Below are 18631 nucleotides of genomic sequence, written 5' to 3'. Positions count from 1 at the left end.
GCGGTGCGGCCCACCCCCCGAGGAGGCCGGTCACTGCGTGGCCAGAACCTGGTTGACCTGCTGCTCGGCGGTGGAGAGCAGCTTGTCGATGTCGGCGTTCTTGTTGGTGAGGATGCCGGACATCACGTTGTCCAGGACCTTGTAGACCTCCTGGGCCTTCGGCGGCTCGGCCTTGCCCGGGACCGGGTTGTCCATGAACGTCTTGAAGTTCGCGACCGGCATGGTGGCGTACTCGACGCGGGCCGCGTCGTCCTTGGTCTTCGACTCGTTCAGCCAGAAGTTGGGCTGCGGGATGCCCACCGGCAGGTCGTCGGCCTTGGTGCGGGCCCACTCGAACTGCCCCTTGCCGACGGTGAGGTTCTTGAAGTTCAGCCAGGCGACGGCGGCCTTGATCTTGTCGGGCGATATCCCCTTCTTGACCATGTAGTTGTTGCCGCCGGCCAGGGTGCTGTGCTCGCCCGGGATCGGGCCCATGCCGAAGTTCTCGTACTTTGCGCCGAGTTGCTGGACCATGTACGCGATGTCGTCGGGCGCGGCGAGGAACATGCCGAGCTTGTCGGTGGCGATCTGCTTTTGCAGGTCGCCCCACTTGAGCAGCTGGGTCTTGCCCATGCTGTCGTCCTCCCAGCGCATGGCGTGGAGGTTCTCGGCGACCTGCTTGCCCAGCTCGTCGTTGAAGGCCGCCTTCTTGCCGCTCGCGTCCACGACCTCGCCGCCGAGGCTGTACATCTGGGCGGTGAAGTGCCAGCCGCCGGTGTTGCCCGCGCTGTACTCGCCGAAGCCGGCGATTCCGTCGCCCAGACCGGCGATCCTCTTGGCGGCGGTGCGGACCTCGTCCCAGGTGCGCGGCGGGCTGTCCGGGTCGAGTCCGGCCTTCTCGAAGAGCTTGCGGTTGATCAGCAGGCCCATCGTGTAGTTGCTGGTGGGCAGGCCGTAGAGCTTGTCGTCGTGCTTGAGCGAGCCGAGGACGTTCGGGTCGATGTCCTTCAGGAGCGGCACGGTCTTCTCGTTGACGTACGCGGTGATGTCCTCGGCGCCGTCGTTGTCCAGCACCTGGGGCAGGTCGGTGAAGTACGTGTAGAACACGTCGGGCTGCGACTTCGCCTTCAGCATCGCCGTGAAGCGCGGTGGCTCAAGACACTGGCCCGGGGTGGAGCGGCCCTCGATGGTGACGTTGGGATACGTCTTGTTGAACTCCTTGACGTCTTCCTTCCACTCCTTCAGCTCGGCCGCCTTCGCCGCCGGGGGCATGCAGTCGATGGTGAGCGTCACCTTGGTCTTCGGGTCCAGCGCGGCGGCCGGGTCGGAGGACCCCGTGCCGCCCTCGGAGCCGCCGTCGTCGCTGCTGCTCGTGCCGCAGGCGGCCAGGGCGGTCAGCGTGAGAGCGGAGACGAGCGTGATGGCGCCGGTACGACGAGTACGGCGGAACCGAGCACTTCTCATGGGTGGTCCCCCTCGGGCATGAACGTGGAAGGCGCCCCACCGCCGATGCGTTGTGGGGCGCCGCACACTCAACCACCGTGAACAAGTGAACGCAATATCACGCGCTGATTTCGTAATTGTGCGACAGGCAGTCGCAGATGATGGGTGCGCGCTACATGGCGGACACCTGCGCGGTGGAGCCGCGGACGACGAGTTCGGGTTCGAAGAGCAGTTCCCTGTGGGGGACTTCGGTGCCCTGGATCTGTGCGCACAGGAGGTCGACGGCGGCGCGTCCCATGGCTTCGATGGGTTGGCGGACGGTGGTGAGCGGGGGTTCGGTGCAGGTCATGAAGGCGGAGTCGTCGTAGCCGATGACGGAGATGTCGTGGGGTACGTGGAGTCCGCGTCGGCGGGCGGCGCGGATGGCGCCGAGGGCGAGGGGGTCGCTGGCGCAGATGATGCCGGTGACCCCGCGCTCCAGCAGGCGGGAGGCCGCCGCCTGGCCGCCTTCGAGGGAGAACATGGACCGCTGCACGTACTCGTCGGGCAGCTCCCTGTGCATGGCCTGCGCCGCTTCCCGCGCGGCGGCCAGTTTCCGGCGGGACGGGATGTGGTCCGAGGGGCCGAGGACCAGGCCGATGCGTTCGTGGCCGAGGGAGGCCAGGTGCCGCCAGGACTGCTCGACGGCCACCGCGTCGTCGCAGGCGATGCACGGGAAGTCCAGGTCCGCGATGGAGGCGTTGACGAGCACCACCGGGATGTGGCGCTCCGCGAGCAGCCGGTAGTGGTCGTGCGGTGCGTCCGCCTGGGCGAACAGACCGCCGCCGGCGAAGACCACGCCCGACACCTGCTGCTGCAGGAGCAGTTCGACGTAGTCGGCCTCGGAGACGCCGCCCTTGGTCTGGGTGCACAGCACCGGTGTCAGCCCCTGCTGGGCCAGCGCACCGCCGATGACCTCGGCGAACGCGGGGAAGATCGGGTTCTGCAACTCGGGCAGCACCAGTCCCACCAGCCGGGCTCGCTCGCCGCGCAACTGGGTCGGACGCTCGTAGCCCAGGACGTCCAACGCGCTCAGCACGGACTGCCGGGTCGTCTCGGAGACCCCGGGTTTGCCGTTGAGCACCCGGCTGACCGTGGCCTCGCTGACCCCAACCTTCTTCGCCACCTGAGCAAGTCGTCGTGTCACGAACGCAAGACTAGCGCAAGTTCCGCAAGGAACTTGCGCCAGTCAGTGGCCGGTCCGACAAGGACCGGCCTGGCCCATGCGGTGCTACGGATTGCGGACGATGGTGAAGGTGGAGGTCGTGTTGCGGATGTCCACGGCGTTGTCACCGAGCCTGAGCCCGTTGAAGGTGACCTCGCCGACCGCCGGTCCCTGCCCCGCCTCGGGCATCTCGTTGGCCCAGACGCCGAAACCTGACCTGGCGTCGAACGCGTCACCGCTCTTGTGCGCGCCCGTCACGGAGACGTTCGTGAACACCGTGTCCTTGATCGGGAACTGCGGCTGCCCTCCCACGTAGTTCGTCTGGAACATGATGCCGCTGTAGGTCGGATCGACGATGTCGACGTTGCCGACCCGGATGCCCTGGAACACCTTGGACGCCGAGAACACCCAGATCCCCGGGAAGGTCTGCCCGCCCCAGAAGTGCCCGCCGGCCCTGACGACCGAGATGTTCTCGAAGGTCGTCGGATCCGTGCCGAAGCCGTTCATCGGGTAGCCGAAGTCCAGCGAGCTGATGGTGATCCCCGAGTAGACCAGGGTGTCCGCGACATGGATGTTGCGGAAGGTGTTGCTGTAGCCGCCGTACACGGCGAGACCCGCGGCACGCCAGGTCAGCGTCGTCGACAGGTTCTCGTAGAGGTTGTCCTTCATGTCCGCGCCGCCCGCGTCGATCGCCGAGAAGAGCGCGAAGCTGTCGTCACCGGTCGCCCGTGCGTCGTTGTTGGAGACGAGGTTGTCGGTCGAGCCGTTGGTCATGTTGACGCCGTCGGCGAACATGTTGCGGATCCGGGAGTTCTTGATCGTGACCCGGTCCGTGTTGGTGCCCCAGTACAGGCACACCATGTGCTCGTTCCAGATGTTGTCGATCACGATGTCCGACACGTCGGAGAAGTCGAACACCTTGCCGGGCCCGTCGATGCGGGAGGTGTAGTTGCCGAAGTAGGCGAAGTTCGCGAACGACGAGCCCTTCGCCGTGGCGTCGGCCCGGAAGCCGACATCGGTGTTCTCCTGCGTCGACGGCGCGTGGAACGTGGTGAACCAGGGACCGGCCCCCACCACCCGCACGGCCTTGCCGTACACCTGGAACTTGCTCGAACGTTCTGGTAGTCGCCCGGCGGCAGATACACACCGACCAGCCTGCCCGTGGTGTCCATGCGGACCTGGTCGAGCGCGTTCTGCACGTCCTGGTGCGTGAATCCGGCCGGCACCGCGTACGCCGCCGGGTCGGGGTTGGGCACCGGGGCGACCTGCTCCAGGTTGACGAAGTCGATCGCGTAGTCGGAGGTGTTCGCGGCGTCCTTCTGCAACCGGATCCTGCTGCCCGCCGGGACGGTCTCGCCCAGCATGATGTGCGCCTCGTCGTAGATGTGGCGCGGCGCGCCCTCGCCGGGGGAGTTGCCGGGCCCGGCCTCGTTGCCGTACAGCCAGGCGTACTTGGACGTGAGCGGGAGCGCCTTCCGCATGACGCCGTCGACGTACACGTTGATCGTGGCCTCGGTGCCGCCGCCACCCGGCGCGTCCGGGATGGAGAACCGGGTCACCAGGGTGTTGGTGTCTGCCCTCGTGGTGAACTCGACGTACGCGCCGGTCCGGTCCAGACGCACGGCCCTGCGGCCGGAGGCCTCGCCCGCGATGTCGCCGATGGTCCGGTTGGGACCGACCGCGGTGGCACCGCCGCCGAGCGTGCCGTCCTCCGCCTCGTACATGTCGTACGGCATGTTCGCGCCACGCCCGACGAACAGCGGCTGCGTCAAGGTGTTGTTCTCCCGCTTGACCGGCAGTTCGTTCGCGTCGTCGGCCACCGTGACCCGCACGGTGTACGAGCCGTCGGCCGCCTTCCAGGTGCCGAGGTCCACGGCGGGAGCCGTCGTGCCGGCGGCGATGACGCCGGAGTGCGCGCCGGTCAGCGTCGTGACGGTGGCGCCCTTGGAGTCGAGCAGGGCGAGCGTCACCGCGTGGCCGCCGCCCGCGGAGTCCTGGGTGCCCTGGTTCCTGAGCGCGACCTCGAACGTGACCTCGTCGCCGGCGGCCGGGCTGGAGGGCGAGGTGCTCACGGTGGCCGCCACCAGGTCGGAACTCTGGACCGGCCTGACCACCAGCGGTTCCGGACGCGTGTAGGTGTTGTTGGTCTCGTTCTGCTCGATGATCTCGTCCGCCTCGTCGGCGACCGCGCTCAGCTCGTAGGAGCCGGCCTCGCGTGCACCGATGGACGCGCCGACCGTGCTCTGCGCACCCGGCTCCAGGGCGCCGAACTCGGCGGTGGCGACCTTGGTGTCGCCCAGCCGCACCGCGAGGGAGCCGGCCGGGGCGGCGGCCGCACCGCTGTTGCGGACGGTCGCGGACACGGTGATCTCGTCCGACTCGACGGGGGAGGCGGGCGAGGTGGTCAGATTCGTCACCTCCAGATCGGGATTGGGCGCGGGGACGCCGACGACCTGGAACTCGGCGACCTGCCCGGCCGTCGCCCCGCTGTTGGAGGTGAACCTGAGCCGGATGTCGGCGGCCCGGTCACCGACGGGTATCGTCACGCTGTTGCCGCCGCTCGCCGGGTCGAAGACGTAGTCCTTCGCGGCCACCAAAGTGGTGAAGCCGGAGGCGTCCTGGGCACGCCCGAGCACCTCGATGTTCTGGGTGCGCTTCGACCAGACCGCATCCGGGTCGAGCTTGAGGACGACACTGTCGACATCCGCGTTCGCGCCCAGCGCGAGGGTCAGCGTGTTCGGGTAACTGCCCGCCGCTCCCTCCCAGTAGGTCGAGGTGCTGTTGTCGTTGGCGTTCTCGGCGACATAGGTGTGGATGAAGGACGAGGCGCTGATCGGCTTGCCGACGGCGAGGTTGGATGCCTCCCCGCTGCCGCCTCGCGTCACCGAGTTGCTGGTGCCGGACCGGTTGCCGGCCGCGTCCCTCGCCCGCACGGAGTAGGTGACGTTCGCGGACGCCGGGCGGGTGTCGGTGTAGGCGGTCGCGTCGCCGGCGACGCTCGCGCGGAGCCGGTTGTTCGCGTAGATGTCGTATCCGGTGACGCCCTGGTCGTCGGCCGAGGCGCGCCAGGTCAGCCCGGTCCGCCCGGCGGCGGACTCGGTGAGGGCGAGATGCGCGGGCGCGGTGGGGGCCTGTGTGTCACCGGTGCCGGCCCGGCGGACGACCCGGTTGCTGTTCCCCGACTGGTTGCCGGCCGCGTCCCGGGCGCGCACGTGGTAGGTGACCTTCGTGTCGGCCGGCCGGGTGTCGGTGTACGTGGTGGCCTCGCCCGCGACCGTCGTCAGCAGTTCGTCGTCGGCGTAGAGGTCGTATCCGGTGACGGCCGTGTCGTCCGAGGCCGCTTTCCAGGTGAGCCGGACCTGTCCGGTGGCCGGCTCCGTGAACGCGAGGCCGGCCGGGGCGGTGGGCGCCCGGGTGTCGCCCGTCGCGGGCCCGTAGACCTCCAACTCGGAGATCCTGGCGGCCGGTTGCCCGGAGTTCGCCGTCACCAGGACGCGCACGTAGCGGGTGGTGGCCGCGTCGAAGGCGATCGTGGCCGACCGGTCGCCCGCCGCGTCGAAGGTGTACGCCTTGGCGGCGGTCAGGTCGGTGAAGGCCGAGCCGTTGCCGCTGCCCTGGATCTTCAGGGTCTGGCCGCGGGCACCCCGGCCGTCCGGCAGCCGCACCACCACGCGGTCGACCCGGCGGGACGAGCCGAGGTCGGCCTGGAGCCACTGCGGCACCGCGTCGCCGGTGCTCTCCCAGTAGGTGGCCCTGTCGCCGTCGTTGCCGTTGGCGGGTGTGTGCGTCCCCGCCGAACCGCTCGCCGTCAGACGGCTGCCGGCGGCGAGGTTCGTCGACGACTCACCGGCCGCGTGGACCTCCAGCTCGGAGAGCTGGGCCGACCGCCCGACGGAGTTGGCCGTGATGTCCACCCGCACGAACCGGGTCCGCGTGGCGGGGAAGCCGACGGTGACGGTGTTGCCCGCCCCCGGGTCGAAGGCGTACGTCGCGGAGCCCTTCAGTGTGCTGAAGCCCGTGCCGTCGGCGCTGCCCTGGACGGAGAGCGTCTGGGCGCGGCTCTTCCACCCCGCGGGCAGCCTCAGCACGACCTCGTCGATCCGCTCCGTCGCGCCCAGGTCGGTCTGGACCCACTGGGGCAGGCGCGACCCGCCGCTCTGCCAGTACGTGCCCTGGTCGCCGTCGGTGATGTTGGCGGCGCCGTACTCGCCGTGCGAACTGCTCGCCGACGCGGCGTCCCCCACGGCGATGTCGGGACCCTCGGCTGCGTTGGCCGACAGCAGCGGTCCTCCCAGCGCCAGGAGACTGGTCGCGACCACGGTGCTCAGAAGACGTGATCTCCGGTTCCGGTTTCTCATCTGTCCCCGATCTCCGCCTCGCCGGACAGCGGCGAGGCACGGCTCAGTCGGATGCACCCATCAGGTGGACACTCAATGTTCTTCGCCATTTGCGTTGAGCGCTCAGAGAGTTGCAGAGAACTGTCGGGTCGTCCACAGGGAAGACAGGGCGATCTCGGCGCCGGGCGGGAGCGGGCGCACAGGGCGGGACGCGGGTGGCTGCCGGTAACCCCTCGGATCAGGGGCTTTCACCGTCTGCGTCTGGCAGCCGCAAAACACCGGCATTTCACGCAAGAAATTTGCGCAGGACCGTTACCGGGCGGCCGGCTGCGCGGTGGAGCCACGGACCACGAGTTCGGGTTCGAAGAGCAACTCGCCGTGGGGGACTTCGGTGCCCTGGATCTGTGCGCACAGGAGGTCGACGGCGGCGCGTCCCATGGCTTCGATGGGTTGGCGGACGGTGGTGAGCGGGGGTTCGGTGCAGGTCATGAAGGCGGAGTCGTCGTAGCCGATGACGGAGATGTCGTGGGGTACGTGGAGTCCGCGTCGGCGGGCGGCGCGGATGGCGCCGAGGGCGAGGGGGTCGCTGGCGCAGATGATGCCGGTGACCCCGCGCTCCAGCAGGCGGGAGGCCGCCGCCTGGCCGCCTTCGAGGGAGAACATCGACCGCTCGACGAACTCCTGCGGCAGCACGGCGTCCATGGCGGCCGCGGCCTCGTGGGCGGCGGCCAGTTTCCGGCGGGAGGGGACGTGGTCCGAGGGCCCGAGGACCAGGCCGATGCGTTCGTGGCCGAGGGAGGCCAGGTGCCGCCAGGACTGCTCGACGGCCACCGCGTCGTCGCAGGCGATGCACGGGAAGTCGAGATTCTCGATGGAGGCGTTGATCAGCACCACCGGGATGTGGCGCTCCGCGAGCAGCCGGTAGTGGTCGTGCGGTGCGTCCGCCTGGGCGAACAGACCGCCCGCGAACACCACCCCGGAGACCTGCTGCTGCAGGAGCAGTTCGACGTAGTCGGCCTCGGAGACGCCGCCCTTGGTCTGGGTGCACAGCACCGGTGTCAGCCCCTGCTGGGCCAGCGCACCGCCGATGACCTCGGCGAACGCGGGGAAGATCGGGTTCTGCAGTTCGGGCAGCACCAGTCCCACCAGCCGGGCTCGCTCGCCGCGCAACTGGGTCGGACGCTCGTAGCCCAGGACGTCCAACGCGCTCAGCACCGACTGCCGGGTCGCCTCGGAAACCCCCGGCTTGCCATTGAGCACCCGGCTGACCGTGGCCTCGCTGACCCCAACCTTCTTCGCCACCTGAGCAAGTCGTCGCGTCACACACGAAAGGCTAACGCAGGGCTCGCAAGCGGCTTGCTCTCCGGCGGCACCGGCTCCTCAAGGCGAGCAGTCCCCGCAAGGTGAGAGGCCCCGCAAGGTGAGAGGCCCCGCAAGGTGAGAGATAGTGAATTGCGAAATTATGCAATTCGTTAGATGCTGTGGTGCCCGACCGCACCTCTCACCGGTGCCCCCACTGGAGATGCGATGACCACCCTGCTCGAACCACTGCCGCACCGGCACGTGCTCACGCTGCCCGCGGAGCCCTCGGCGGTCCGGCTGGCCCGGCAGACCGCCGAGCAGGCGCTCGCCGAGTGGGGAGTCAACCCGTACCACCCCACGGTGGGGCCCGCCCTGCTGATCCTCAGCGAGCTGGTCACCAACAGCGTCCGGCACGCCGTACCGCCGTCCGAGCAGGTGACCATCACCTACGCGGTCGGCGCGGACTGCCTCGCCCTCGCCGTGCACGACCGTCACCCGTACCAGCCGCCGCTGCACGGCGCGGCGACCGGCGGCCGGGCGGGCGGTCTGGCGACCGTCATGGAGCTGACCACCGGCCTGGGCGGCACGGCCGTGGTCCGCGGCGACCGCGACGACGGCGGCAAGTGCATCTGGATCACGCTCCCCCTGTGAGCGCCTACTTGCTAACCTCGGCAACTGCCCAGGTCGACAGGAGCGGCAGGCGGCTCGGTTCGTACAGGCGAGTACGCCCGACCGGCACCCCCCGGCGAGGAAGTGTCACAGGATGAGTACGCCGCTTTACCAGTTGAAGGCCGAGTTCTTCAAGACGCTCGGCCACCCGGCCCGGATCCGGGTGCTGGAGCTGCTGAGCGAGCGGGAGCACGCGGTGGCCGAGATGCTGCCGGAGGTGGGGATCGAGCCGGCGCACCTGTCGCAGCAGCTCGCGGTGTTGCGCCGGGCCGACCTGGTGGTGTCCCGCAAGGAGGGCTCGACCGTCTACTACTCGCTGACCAGCCCGCACGTCGCCGAGCTGCTCAGGGTCGCCCGGACCATCCTGTCCGGTGTGCTCGCGGGCCAGGCGGAGCTGCTCGCCGACCTGCACGCCGCGCAGGGGCGGCGGGAGCCGCCGGCGTGAGGGGCGCGGCGGCCGTGCCCGCCACCGGCTATTTGTGGGCGTGCTCGCCGAGGTAGAAGAGCAGCCAGACGAAACCGGCGAAGAGATGTGTGCCGAAGATGTAGAAACCCGCCCGGATCGCCACACCCCGCTCCAACCGGCGCCCCTCGTCCTTCATCGTGTCGCCTCCCCGCTCACCGTGATCTCCGTGGCCCGCAGCTCCCGCAACAACTCCTGCCGGCCCGCCATCAGCTCGGAGAGGATCCTGCGCGCGGCGGCGAGCAGCTCGGCCACATCGCCGCCGGCCAGTTCATAGATCACCGTGGAGCCGGTGCGGGTCGCCGTGACGATCCCGGAGCGGCGCAGCACAGCCAGCTGCTGGGACAGGTTCGACGGCTCGACGTTCGATGGCGGACAGCAGGTCGCGCACGGGCGTCGGCCCGTCCTGCAACAGCTCCAGCACGCGGATGCGCACCGGATGCCCGAGCATCCGGAAGAACTCCGCCTTCGCCTCGTACAACGGAACCGGCACTGCGATCACTCCCCGCCGGTTGCTTGGGCGCTCCCGGCAGGAGCACATGTGGACCACAGCAACTGAGCAATTGAAGAACTCTTCAAGAGTACCCGAACCGAGGCGAAGCTCGGAGAAGCCGTCCGTCTGACGCCGGAAGAGTGGACGGAAAGTTTCAGAAAAGCCTTACATCTCTCGTTCCGGGCGTTGGCTGATGCGGCGTCATGTGCCGGACACGGAAAGGGCGTACGAGGGGTTGACCGTGGTTGAGCGGCACCCTTACGGTCACGACCGCAACACCTTGCAGTCATCTTGCAGAAACAAGTTGCAAGGGTGCGCCGACTCCGCCGACTCCCCGGTCAGCCGTCGGTCGCCACCCGGGACACCCGCATCCTCACACGGGAGACTCCATGCACGGGAGTACCAAGAGCACCAGGAGAACGCGCGGAACCACCGCCGCGGCCCTCGCCCTCGCCACCGGCGTGGCCGGCAGCCTCCTCACCGCCGCGGCACCGGCTCAGGCCTCCCCGCCCGGCGACAAGGACGTCACCGCGGTGATGTTCGAGTGGCGGTTCGACTCGGTGGCCAAGGCGTGCACCGACACCCTCGGTCCGGCCGGCTACGGCTTCGTCCAGGTCTCACCGCCGCAGGAGCACATCCAGGGCGGGCAGTGGTGGACCTCGTACCAGCCGGTGAGCTATGAGATCGCGGGCCGCCTCGGCGACCGCGAGCAGTTCAAGAGCATGGTCGACACGTGTCACGCGGCAGGGGTGAAGGTCGTCGCGGACTCGGTCATCAACCACATGTCGGCCGGCAGCGGAACCGGCACCGGCGGTTCGTCGTACACGAAGTACGACTACCCGGGCCTCTACTCGCCCCCCGACTTCGACAACTGCACCTCGCAGATCAACGACTACGGCGACCGCTTCAACGTCCAGGAGTGCGAGCTGGTCGGACTCGCGGACCTCGACACCGGCGAGGAGTACGTCCGCGGCACGATCGCCGGCTACCTCAACGACCTGCTGTCCCTCGGCGTCGACGGCTTCCGGATCGACGCGGCCAAGCACATGGCCGCCGCCGACCTCGCCGCCATCAAGTCCCGGCTGAGCGACCCGGACGCCTACTGGAAGCAGGAGGCGATCTACGGCGCCGGCGAGGCCGTCTCCCCGAGCGAGTACCTCGGCACCGGCGACGTGCAGGAGTTCCGCTACGCCCGGGACCTCAAGCGCGTCTTCCAGAACGAGAACCTCGCGAACCTGAAGAACTTCGGCGAGGGCTGGGGCTACCTGGCCTCGGAGAAGTCGAACGTCTTCGTCGCCAACCACGACACCGAGCGCGGCGGCGACACCCTCAACTACAAGGACGGCGCCGACTACACCCTGGCACACGTCTTCATGCTGGCCTGGCCCTACGGCAGCCCCGACGTGCACTCGGGCTACGAGTTCACCGACCAGGACGCCGGCCCCCCGAACGGCGGCCGGGTCGACGCCTGTTACAGCGACGGCTGGTCGTGCCAGCACGCCTGGCGGGAGATCTCCTCCATGGTCGGCCTCCGCAACACCGCGCGCGGCCAGTCCGTGACCGACTGGTGGGACAACGGCGGTGACCAGATAGCCTTCGGACGCGGTTCCAAGGCGTACGTCGCCATCAACCACGAGGCGTCCTCGCTGACCCGCACCTTCCAGACCTCGCTGCCCGCCGGGGACTACTGCGACGTCCAGTCGGGCAGGGGCGTCACGGTCGACGCGTCCGGCCGGTTCACCGCCACCCTCGGCGCCGACACGGCCGTGGCCCTGCACACGGGCGCCCGCACCTGCGGCGGCGGTGCCGACCCGGTGGCCTCCGGGGTGTCCTTCGCCGTCGACGCGACCACCGACTGGGGCCAGGACATCCACGTGAGCGGCGACCGGCCGGAACTCGGCAACTGGAACCCGGACAGCGCGCCCAGACTGGACCCGGCCGCCTACCCGGTGTGGAGGCTCGACGTGGACCTCCCCGCGGGCACGTCCTTCGCGTACAAGTACCTCCGCAAGGACGCGGCGGGAAACGTGACCTGGGAGGGCGGCGCCAACCGCACCGCGACCGTCGGCGCCGCCAGAAGCACCCTCGACGACACCTGGCGCGACTGACCCGCCCCCGGCCCGAGGCCGACCCCGTCCTTCCCGGTCCTTCCCGGTCCTTCCCGGCAGAGGCCGCCTAGGCGGCCAGGCCCGGGTACAGCCTGCGTGCCGTGCCCGCGAAGATCTCCCGGCGGTCGGCCTCGGGCACCTCGGCCAGCACCTCCCGCGCGAGCGCCACGAGTTGCGGGAGCGACTGCTCGGCCGCGGGCAGATTGGAGCCCCAGGCGATCCGGTTCGCGCCGAAGGCCGCGAGCACGGGGTCGAGGAAGCCGGCGGCCTCCTCGCCGGCGTCGTGGAGGCGTTCGAGGTTGCGGTGGGTCAGCTTGAGGTGCAGGCCCGGATGGACGGCCAGCCGCGCCACCTCGGCCCCGGCGCCGGCGGGCGAGGCCGCGATGTCGGGGTAGCCCATGTGGTCCAGGAGCACCCGGACCGTCGGGAACCGCCGCAGCAGCGCGTGCAGTTGCTCGGTCGCCGGGCCGAGCCTCATCTGGAGGCACACCGTCACACCGAGTTCGGCGGCCTTCTCCCAGAAGGGATAGGTCTCCGGCGCGGCGAACCACTCGCCCTGGGTGGGTACCGTGCTTCCGCTGGTGAACAGCCGCACACCGGACAGGCCGCCGTCGCCGGTCACCGCCTTGAGACGGTCGGCGGCGTCGGCCGGCAGCGGGTCCACGGTGCCCACCGCGATGAACCGGTCCGGCCGTCGGGTACGGCTGTCGAGCACGTAGGAGTTGTCGTAGCCGTAGGCGGTCGTGGCCTGTACCAGCACCGCCCGGCCGATGCCCGCCTCGTCCATGCGCTCGATCATGCCGTCCGCGGTGACCGGCCGGGTGGTGGCCCAGCCGGACTGCTTTCCGCCGATCGGGGCACGGGGATAGCGGGTCACGTCCTCGGAGATGATGTGGCAGTGGGTGTCGATGATGTCCATGGATCGCTCCATCGTGATGTCGGTGGGCCGGCTCAGGCGTCCGGGTAGTCGCCCTCGGCGAACAGCTGACGGGGCTCGGCCGGGAAGTCCGCGTCCAGCAGCCCCTGGTCCCGCGAGTACTTCACCAGCGCCCGGATGCTCGCGTCGTTGACGTCCAGGCCGTAGGGGATCGGGTCGCCCCCGATCTGCTTGGCCTGCCTGCCCAGCCGGGGCAGCGCCGTCCACTCCGGGTCGGCCGCCACTTGGCGCCGCTTGGCCTCGGCGAACGCGGCGTACAGCGCGGACGGGAGCGAGGGGTCGGCGTCGACGAGCGCCCCGCGTATCGCGATGACCGAGTGGAGGGGGTAGACGCCGGTACGCAGGTACCAGTCGGTGGCGAGTACCTCGTGGTCGGGGAAGAGCGGGTACGGCCCGTCCTCGCCTCCGGCCTGCTCGGCGGGTGCGGACCAGCCCGCGCGGGGCGCGCCCGCGCGTCCGGTGCCGGCGTTTCCGCTCAGTGCCGCGTCGATGTCTCCGGCGCGCAGCAACTCGGCCAGCGACCGGCCGTCGCCGACGCGCTCGACATTGGCCGGCGCACGTCCCTCGATGTGGTCCTCGTCGTCCACGACCCAGGTGACCGTGTCGTTGTCCAGTCCGTACTCGTCGTGCAGAATGCCGCGCAGCCACACCCCGGTGGTGACCGTGTAGGCGCGGACGCCGACCCGCCTGCCGGTGAGGTCGCGGGGGAAGCGGATGCCCGAATCCGCGCCGCACTGCACGTCGGCGTGGTGGAAGCGGCGGTTGAGGAAGACCGGGACCGCGGTGAGCGGGACACCGGCCTGCAACGCCAGCAGGTAGCTGGTCGGGGCGAGTTCGCACACGTCGAACTCGAGGTCGCGGATCATCCGCCGGTAGGCCCCGATGACCGGCTTGACCTCCACCGGCTTCACCTCGTGACCGGGCACCCGCACATCGCCGTCCAGCAGGGGCCGCCCGTGCGGGTAGTCCCCCAGGACCACCGTGAGCTTGTCCATGTCCTGTCCAGTCCTTCCTTCGTTCCTTGGTTCGGGGGAGTTCGGGGGAGGGGACGCGCCGGTCAGCCGCCGAGTCGCGCCGCCGTCACCCCGAGCGCGGCGCAGGTGCGGTCGACCAGTTCGTCGTACTCGACGCGGCGCGGCAGCACCTCCTGCTCGTACGCGTAGCGGGCGACCGCGGTGACGGGTCCGCGAAGGGCCTCGAAGCCCACCGGGCTCAGGGGCACCGCTCCCGAGGCCGACGGGTCGGCCGCGACGGCCCCGGCCAGCGCGTCGTAGACGGCGAGGACGCTCTTCGGGTCGTCGTGCGCGGCCGACTCGCCGGCCGCGACCACGTGGTTGATGGGCGCGAAGCCCTTGCGCGCGGCCCATTCGGCCGCCACCTGCGGCGCGTTGGGGATGGCGGTGCGGATCCGGTCGTCGGACGGCAGTTCGTTGCCCATGATCCCGTAGGCGACCCGGCCGTCGAGGAAGTCGGCGGGCAGCTTGGCCCCCTCGGGCGCGCGCTTCACCCACGCCGGGTCGGAGTAGGAGTCGATGTGCCCGTCCTCGTAGGTGCGCCAGTCCACTTCGGACAGGCCGATGCCGTACTGCTCGGTCAGGAACCCGCGCAGCCACACCCCGGTGGTCTGGCTCCACGAGCGCACGCCGACGCTGTGGCCCCGCACGCCGTCCACGCCCTGCTCGCCCAGCGTGACCAGGGTCTGGTGCTGGTGGCGGCCGAGCACGGTGACCGGCAGCAGCACCACCGGACGGTCGTAGGCCGCCGCCTGGAGGAGTGTCACCACGGCCAGTTCGCAGATGTCCGCCGAGGCGTCGTTCACGAATCCGCGCGACGCCTTGTGCACGGGGCGCACGTCGAGCCGCCGGGGCTCGGCACCGGCGGCCGCGGCCGCGTCGACGGCCGGGGCCGCGTAGTCGTCTCTTCCCAGCACGATCCTCATGCCCGGCTCCTCGCGTCGTGGGTCGTCAGCCATGTCGTGGTCACACGTCCTCCCCGTACTGGATGCGCCGGTAGGGCACGCTGAGCACGTCGCGGGTGATCCGGACGTTGATCACGGTGGGGCGCGGGTCGCGGACGTACTCGGCCAGTGCGGCCCGCAGTTCGCCGGTGGTGCGGACCGTCGCACCGCCGCCGCCGAGTGCCTGGGCCACCGCGCCCAGTTCGGGGGTGGGGATCACGGCGAGTTCCGGGTCGAGGCCCTTCGCCTTCGCCTTGTGGAACTCCGCGCCGAGTCCCTCGTCGTTCATGACCACGACCAGTACCGGCAGTTCGTAGCGGCAGGCGGTCTCGAACTCCGACAGGTGCATCAGGAAGCTGGCGTCGCCCTCCACCACGAACGTGGGCTTGCCGCCGCCCGCGACGACGGTGCCGATGGTCAGCAGGGGGGCCTGGCCGATGGCCCCGAACATGCCGTAGTTCGAGGTGACCTCGCGCGAGCGCTGGAAGAGCATGGTGCCGAAGTCGGTCTGGTGCCCGCTGCCGAGCACGAGCCCTATCTCGCCGGGCAGTTCGGCATCGAGGACCGCGATCGCCTCGCGCGGGTCGAGCAGCCCCGGCTCCCTGTGGTACTCGGCCGGGTCGATCAGCGGGGCGGTGAGCCGGCGGTGCACCTCGGGGGTGTGGAAACCCTCCAGCTCGACACCGCGTTCCGCGAGCGCGTCGGTCAGGGCGGCGAGACCGGTGGCGGCGTCGGCCTGGACGTAGGCGTCGGCCACCCGGCCGTTGCCCATCACCACATGGGCCGCGGTGTCGATCTGGACGTACTTGGCCTCGGGGAACAGGTATCCGCTCTCGATGGTGTAGTGGTTGAGGCTCGCGCCCACCGCCACCACGCAGTCGGCCTCCTGCAACAGCTCCATCGCCAGCTTGCTGCCGAACAGGCCCGCGATGCCCACGTGGTAGTCGCTTCTGTCGCAGAGCCAGTTCTTGGCCTGCAACGTGGTGGCGAGCATGGCGCCGGTGCGGCGCTGGAGCGTGAGGATCTGCTCGCCCGCCTCCGCCTGGCGCGCTCCCCGCCCGGCGACGATCACGACGCGCTTGCTCGACGCGACGATGTCGCGGGCCTGCTCGATCCGGGCCGGGTGCGGCAGCAGCCCGGGGCTGTTCAGCAGCTCGGTGGAGGGCACATACGGCAGGTCGTCCTCGAACTCCTGCAACTGCACGTCGATCGGGGCGCTGACCATCACCGGCCGGGATTCGGAACGGGCGACGTAGAAGGCGCGCCGCACCACCTCCTGGGCCGAGTCCGCCTTGGTCACCCGGAGGAACTCGCACTCGATCGCGGCGGCGAACCGGCGCTGGTCGAGATACTGCACGGCGCCCTCGTCGCCCAGTGCCGTCTCGCCGCAGAAGGCGACCAGCGGGGTGCGCGCCCGGCTGGCCACGATCATCGACGTGGCCAGCTGCGCCGTCCCGGGGCCGCTGGTGGTCGTGACGACGCCGGGCCGGCCGGCGGCGCGGGCGAACCCGTGCGCCATGCTCAGTCCCGCGCCCTCGTGGCGCACCTCGTACAGGCGGGTGCCGTGGCCGGCCAGCGCGTTCATCCAGTGCATGTTGGCGTCGCCCATCATGCCGAACACGTCCGTGGTGCCTTCGGCCGCGAACGCTGCCGCGAGTGCTTCGTAGACCTTCACCGTGCGGCCTCCTTGGGCTGGTCGTGGACTGCCGGGAGCCGGCTGGTCAGGCGGGGGAAGACGCGCAGGGCGTTGCCGCCGTAGACCGCCCGCCGGTCGGCGTCGTCGAGGGTGTCGATGGAGTCGAGGGTGTACTTGGTGTCGTCGAACCGGCGGCCGGTCTCCGGGTCCACGCTGCGGACGGCGCCGATCATCTCCGAGGCGAACAGCACGTTCTCCGCGGGGATGATGTCCAGCAGCAGCTCCATGCCGCGCTTGTGGTACACGCAGGTGTCGAAGTAGACGTTGCGCAGGATCGCCTCCTCCAGCGGCGGCCTGCCCTGGTCCTGCATCACTCCGCGGTAGCGGCCCCAGTGGTAGGGGACGGCGCCGCCGCCGTGCGGCAGGATGAGCCGCAGTGTCGGGAAGTCCTTGAACAGGTCGGACATGCACAGCTGCATGAACGCCGCGGTGTCGCCCGCCAGGTAGTGGGCGCAGGTGCCCTGGAGCGCGGGATTGCGCGACATCGCGACGTGGACCATGGCGGGGACGTTGAGTTCGACGAGCTTCTCGTACAGCGGGTAGTAGACCCGGTCGGTCAGCGGCGGGGCCTGGTAATACCCGTCCGACGGGTCCGGGTTGAGCAGGCAGCCGACGAACCCCAGCTCCTCGACGCAGCGTTCGACCTCGGCCACGCAGTTGCGCACGGAGGCGGGCAGCGCGTCGCCCGGGGACTGCGGAAGCTGGCACACACCCACGAACCGCTCGGGGAAGAGGCCGCACACCCGGGCGATCAGGTCGTTGCTGACCCGGGACCAGTCGAGGCTGGTCCGCTCGTCGCCGTAGTGGTGCGCCATCTTGCCCGCGCCGGGGGAGAAGAGCGTCAGGTCGGTGCCGCGTTCCAGCTGGAGCTTGAGCTGACCGTTCTCGACGGCGGAGCGGATCTCGTCGTCGGTGATGCGCAACTCCTCGGGTGAGACGCGTGCGCCGGACTCCTCGAAGGCCCGGATCTGCTTCTCGCGCCACCTGCCCAGCGCCGGGGGCGCGGTCGTGAAGTGGCCATGGCAGTCAATGATCATGAAAGTTCTCTCCACGTGTTCCGGGTCAGGAGCGGCCGGTGAGTTTGCGGCCGGCGTCGAGGCCGGGGTAGGTGCGCACCGGTGCCGACATGAGGAAGCGGTAGCCCTCGTCGAGCACCTGCCGGACGTTGTCCTCGGTGACGTGCGGGTGGCCCACCACGACGCCGTGCGCGTGGCAAACGTCCACGATCCGGCGCCTTGCCTCGACCATCAGCGGGTGCTCCAACTGACGGGGCACGCCCAGTTCCTGGCTGAGGTCGCCCTCGCCGATGAGGATGAGTCCGATGCCCGGCACCTCGTCGAGGATGGCCGGGAGGTTGTCGATGCCGAGCTGGTCCTCGATCTGGATCACCACGAGGATCTCGCCGTCCGGGGCGAGCGGCCAGAACGTCGGCCCTCGTGTAGTACTCCTGGTTCGAGACGCCCCAGTAACGTGCCGCCGCCGTCGGCGCGTCGCCGCGCAGTCCCGCCGGGGCGTACCGCGCGGCACCGGGCAGCCGCGGGTAGCGACAGGCCGCCACGGCGTTGCGCGCCTCCTCGACCCGGCTGATGTGCGGCCACACGATGCCGTACGCGCCGAGGTCGAGGGCCTGCTTGGCGTGCCACTGCCCCTGTTCGGCGCCGTTGACCGGGACGCGGACAAGGGGGGTGGGGGAGGGGGCGAGTGTGCCGGCCTCGAAGATCCGCCTGCGGTTGAGAAGGTACTGCAGACTGTCCCGCAGTGTCGTGGCGTCCCACGGTTTGTGTTCGGCCTCGAACACCAGGCCGTCATAGTCGGTCGTGGCGAATTCGAGTGCCGTGACCGGGTCCGGGGACGCGAACGCCGCGAAGGCGTGCTGCCCCGACTCCAACGCCTGGATGATGCTGTTCAGTCGTGCCACTGGGGGCTCCGCTCTGTCGCTTGTGCTCGGTCCGCCACCGGGCCCGCATGCGCGCCCGCCGGGGCGGCCTGCCGGCCGACGTGGCGTCCCTCGGTTCGTGTTCGGTCTCCGTCGGCAGGCCGCCG

Annotated in this window: 13 protein-coding genes and 3 pseudogenes; 3 read left to right on the top strand and 13 right to left on the bottom strand. The window is 70.1% G+C overall.

Going from position 1 to position 18631, the window contains the following annotated elements:
* Positions 1–30: 30 nt before the first annotated feature.
* The 4 genes and pseudogenes from AC4IHM_RS02775 to AC4IHM_RS02760 form a co-directional block, all read right to left on the bottom strand.
* On the bottom strand, positions 31–1443 hold the full coding sequence (locus AC4IHM_RS02775) for an extracellular solute-binding protein (RefSeq protein WP_490865483.1): 1413 nt from the start codon (positions 1441–1443) through the stop codon (positions 31–33).
* Between the two features lie 151 nt (positions 1444–1594).
* The gene (locus tag AC4IHM_RS02770; protein WP_490865482.1) at positions 1595–2608 is read right to left on the bottom strand and encodes a LacI family DNA-binding transcriptional regulator; all 1014 of its coding nucleotides are present in this window, start codon (positions 2606–2608) and stop codon (positions 1595–1597) included.
* 84 nt (positions 2609–2692) lie between these two features.
* A pseudogene (locus tag AC4IHM_RS02765) lies at positions 2693–6984 on the bottom strand (discoidin domain-containing protein).
* Between the two features lie 291 nt (positions 6985–7275).
* On the bottom strand, positions 7276–8286 hold the full coding sequence (locus tag AC4IHM_RS02760) for a LacI family DNA-binding transcriptional regulator (RefSeq protein ID WP_490865481.1): 1011 nt from the start codon (positions 8284–8286) through the stop codon (positions 7276–7278).
* Between the two features lie 204 nt (positions 8287–8490).
* On the opposite strand from AC4IHM_RS02760, the gene AC4IHM_RS02755 reads away from it, so the two are divergent.
* Both AC4IHM_RS02755 and AC4IHM_RS02750 read left to right on the top strand, forming a co-directional pair.
* A complete protein-coding gene (locus tag AC4IHM_RS02755) occupies positions 8491–8916 on the top strand; it encodes an ATP-binding protein (protein WP_490865480.1) in 426 nt (141 codons plus the stop codon).
* A gap of 112 nt (positions 8917–9028) precedes the next feature.
* The gene (locus AC4IHM_RS02750) at positions 9029–9379 is read left to right on the top strand and encodes an ArsR/SmtB family transcription factor (RefSeq protein ID WP_490865479.1); all 351 of its coding nucleotides are present in this window, start codon (positions 9029–9031) and stop codon (positions 9377–9379) included.
* A 28-nt stretch (positions 9380–9407) separates the two neighbouring features.
* Here AC4IHM_RS02750 and AC4IHM_RS02745 read toward each other — a convergent pair whose 3' ends face one another.
* Together AC4IHM_RS02745 and AC4IHM_RS02740 are read right to left on the bottom strand one after the other, a co-directional pair.
* Positions 9408–9536, bottom strand: coding sequence for a DUF6126 family protein (locus tag AC4IHM_RS02745; protein WP_490865478.1), 129 nt, complete (start codon positions 9534–9536; stop codon positions 9408–9410).
* Positions 9533–9890: pseudogene (locus AC4IHM_RS02740) on the bottom strand (ArsR/SmtB family transcription factor). Before AC4IHM_RS02740 ends, AC4IHM_RS02745 begins: the two are co-directional and overlap by 4 nt.
* Positions 9891–10279: 389 nt before the next feature.
* Between AC4IHM_RS02740 and AC4IHM_RS02735 the strand changes: the two are divergent.
* Positions 10280–11998 carry a carbohydrate-binding module family 20 domain-containing protein gene (locus AC4IHM_RS02735; protein WP_490865477.1) on the top strand — a complete coding sequence of 573 codons (1719 nt, stop codon included), beginning with the start codon at positions 10280–10282 and terminating at the stop codon, positions 11996–11998.
* A 67-nt stretch (positions 11999–12065) separates the two neighbouring features.
* Here the strand turns inward: AC4IHM_RS02735 and AC4IHM_RS02730 are convergent, their stop codons facing one another.
* The 7 genes and pseudogenes from AC4IHM_RS02730 to AC4IHM_RS02700 all read right to left on the bottom strand — a co-directional run.
* Positions 12066–12917 carry an amidohydrolase family protein gene (locus tag AC4IHM_RS02730; RefSeq protein WP_490865476.1) on the bottom strand — a complete coding sequence of 284 codons (852 nt, stop codon included), beginning with the start codon at positions 12915–12917 and terminating at the stop codon, positions 12066–12068.
* 32 nt (positions 12918–12949) lie between these two features.
* Positions 12950–13930 carry an ABC transporter substrate-binding protein gene (locus AC4IHM_RS02725; protein ID WP_490865475.1) on the bottom strand — a complete coding sequence of 327 codons (981 nt, stop codon included), beginning with the start codon at positions 13928–13930 and terminating at the stop codon, positions 12950–12952.
* Between the two features lie 62 nt (positions 13931–13992).
* Complete coding sequence (locus tag AC4IHM_RS02720) at positions 13993–14874, bottom strand: hypothetical protein (RefSeq protein WP_490865474.1); 882 nt, start codon at positions 14872–14874, stop codon at positions 13993–13995.
* Positions 14875–14914: 40 nt separating this feature from the next.
* Positions 14915–16567 carry a thiamine pyrophosphate-binding protein gene (locus AC4IHM_RS02715; RefSeq protein ID WP_490865473.1) on the bottom strand — a complete coding sequence of 551 codons (1653 nt, stop codon included), beginning with the start codon at positions 16565–16567 and terminating at the stop codon, positions 14915–14917.
* The gene (locus tag AC4IHM_RS02710) at positions 16564–17625 is read right to left on the bottom strand and encodes an amidohydrolase family protein (RefSeq protein WP_490865472.1); all 1062 of its coding nucleotides are present in this window, start codon (positions 17623–17625) and stop codon (positions 16564–16566) included. The genes AC4IHM_RS02715 and AC4IHM_RS02710 overlap by 4 nt, the downstream gene beginning before the upstream one ends.
* 25 nt (positions 17626–17650) lie before the next feature.
* On the bottom strand, positions 17651–17980 hold the full coding sequence (locus tag AC4IHM_RS02705; protein ID WP_490865471.1) for an aldolase/citrate lyase family protein: 330 nt from the start codon (positions 17978–17980) through the stop codon (positions 17651–17653).
* Positions 17981–18182: 202 nt separating this feature from the next.
* A pseudogene (locus AC4IHM_RS02700) lies at positions 18183–18386 on the bottom strand (HpcH/HpaI aldolase family protein); the annotation flags it as partial.
* Between the last annotated feature and the right edge of the window lie 245 nt (positions 18387–18631).

It is taken from the genome of Streptomyces sp. SL06, from assembly GCF_058244745.1.
The sequence above is the reverse complement of the archived record's forward strand: the minus strand, read 5'-3'. Positions and strand labels throughout refer to the sequence as shown.

Coding starts and splice junctions, on each gene's coding strand:
- AC4IHM_RS02775 (WP_490865483.1), bottom strand. CDS start 1,443: ATGAGAAGTGCTCGGTTCCGCCGTACTCGTCGTACCGGCGCCATCACG.
- AC4IHM_RS02755 (WP_490865480.1), top strand. CDS start 8,491: ATGACCACCCTGCTCGAACCACTGCCGCACCGGCACGTGCTCACGCTG.
- AC4IHM_RS02750 (WP_490865479.1), top strand. CDS start 9,029: ATGAGTACGCCGCTTTACCAGTTGAAGGCCGAGTTCTTCAAGACGCTC.
- AC4IHM_RS02745 (WP_490865478.1), bottom strand. CDS start 9,536: ATGAAGGACGAGGGGCGCCGGTTGGAGCGGGGTGTGGCGATCCGGGCG.
- AC4IHM_RS02735 (WP_490865477.1), top strand. CDS start 10,280: ATGCACGGGAGTACCAAGAGCACCAGGAGAACGCGCGGAACCACCGCC.
- AC4IHM_RS02730 (WP_490865476.1), bottom strand. CDS start 12,917: ATGGACATCATCGACACCCACTGCCACATCATCTCCGAGGACGTGACC.
- AC4IHM_RS02725 (WP_490865475.1), bottom strand. CDS start 13,930: ATGGACAAGCTCACGGTGGTCCTGGGGGACTACCCGCACGGGCGGCCC.
- AC4IHM_RS02720 (WP_490865474.1), bottom strand. CDS start 14,874: ATGAGGATCGTGCTGGGAAGAGACGACTACGCGGCCCCGGCCGTCGAC.
- AC4IHM_RS02710 (WP_490865472.1), bottom strand. CDS start 17,625: ATGATCATTGACTGCCATGGCCACTTCACGACCGCGCCCCCGGCGCTG.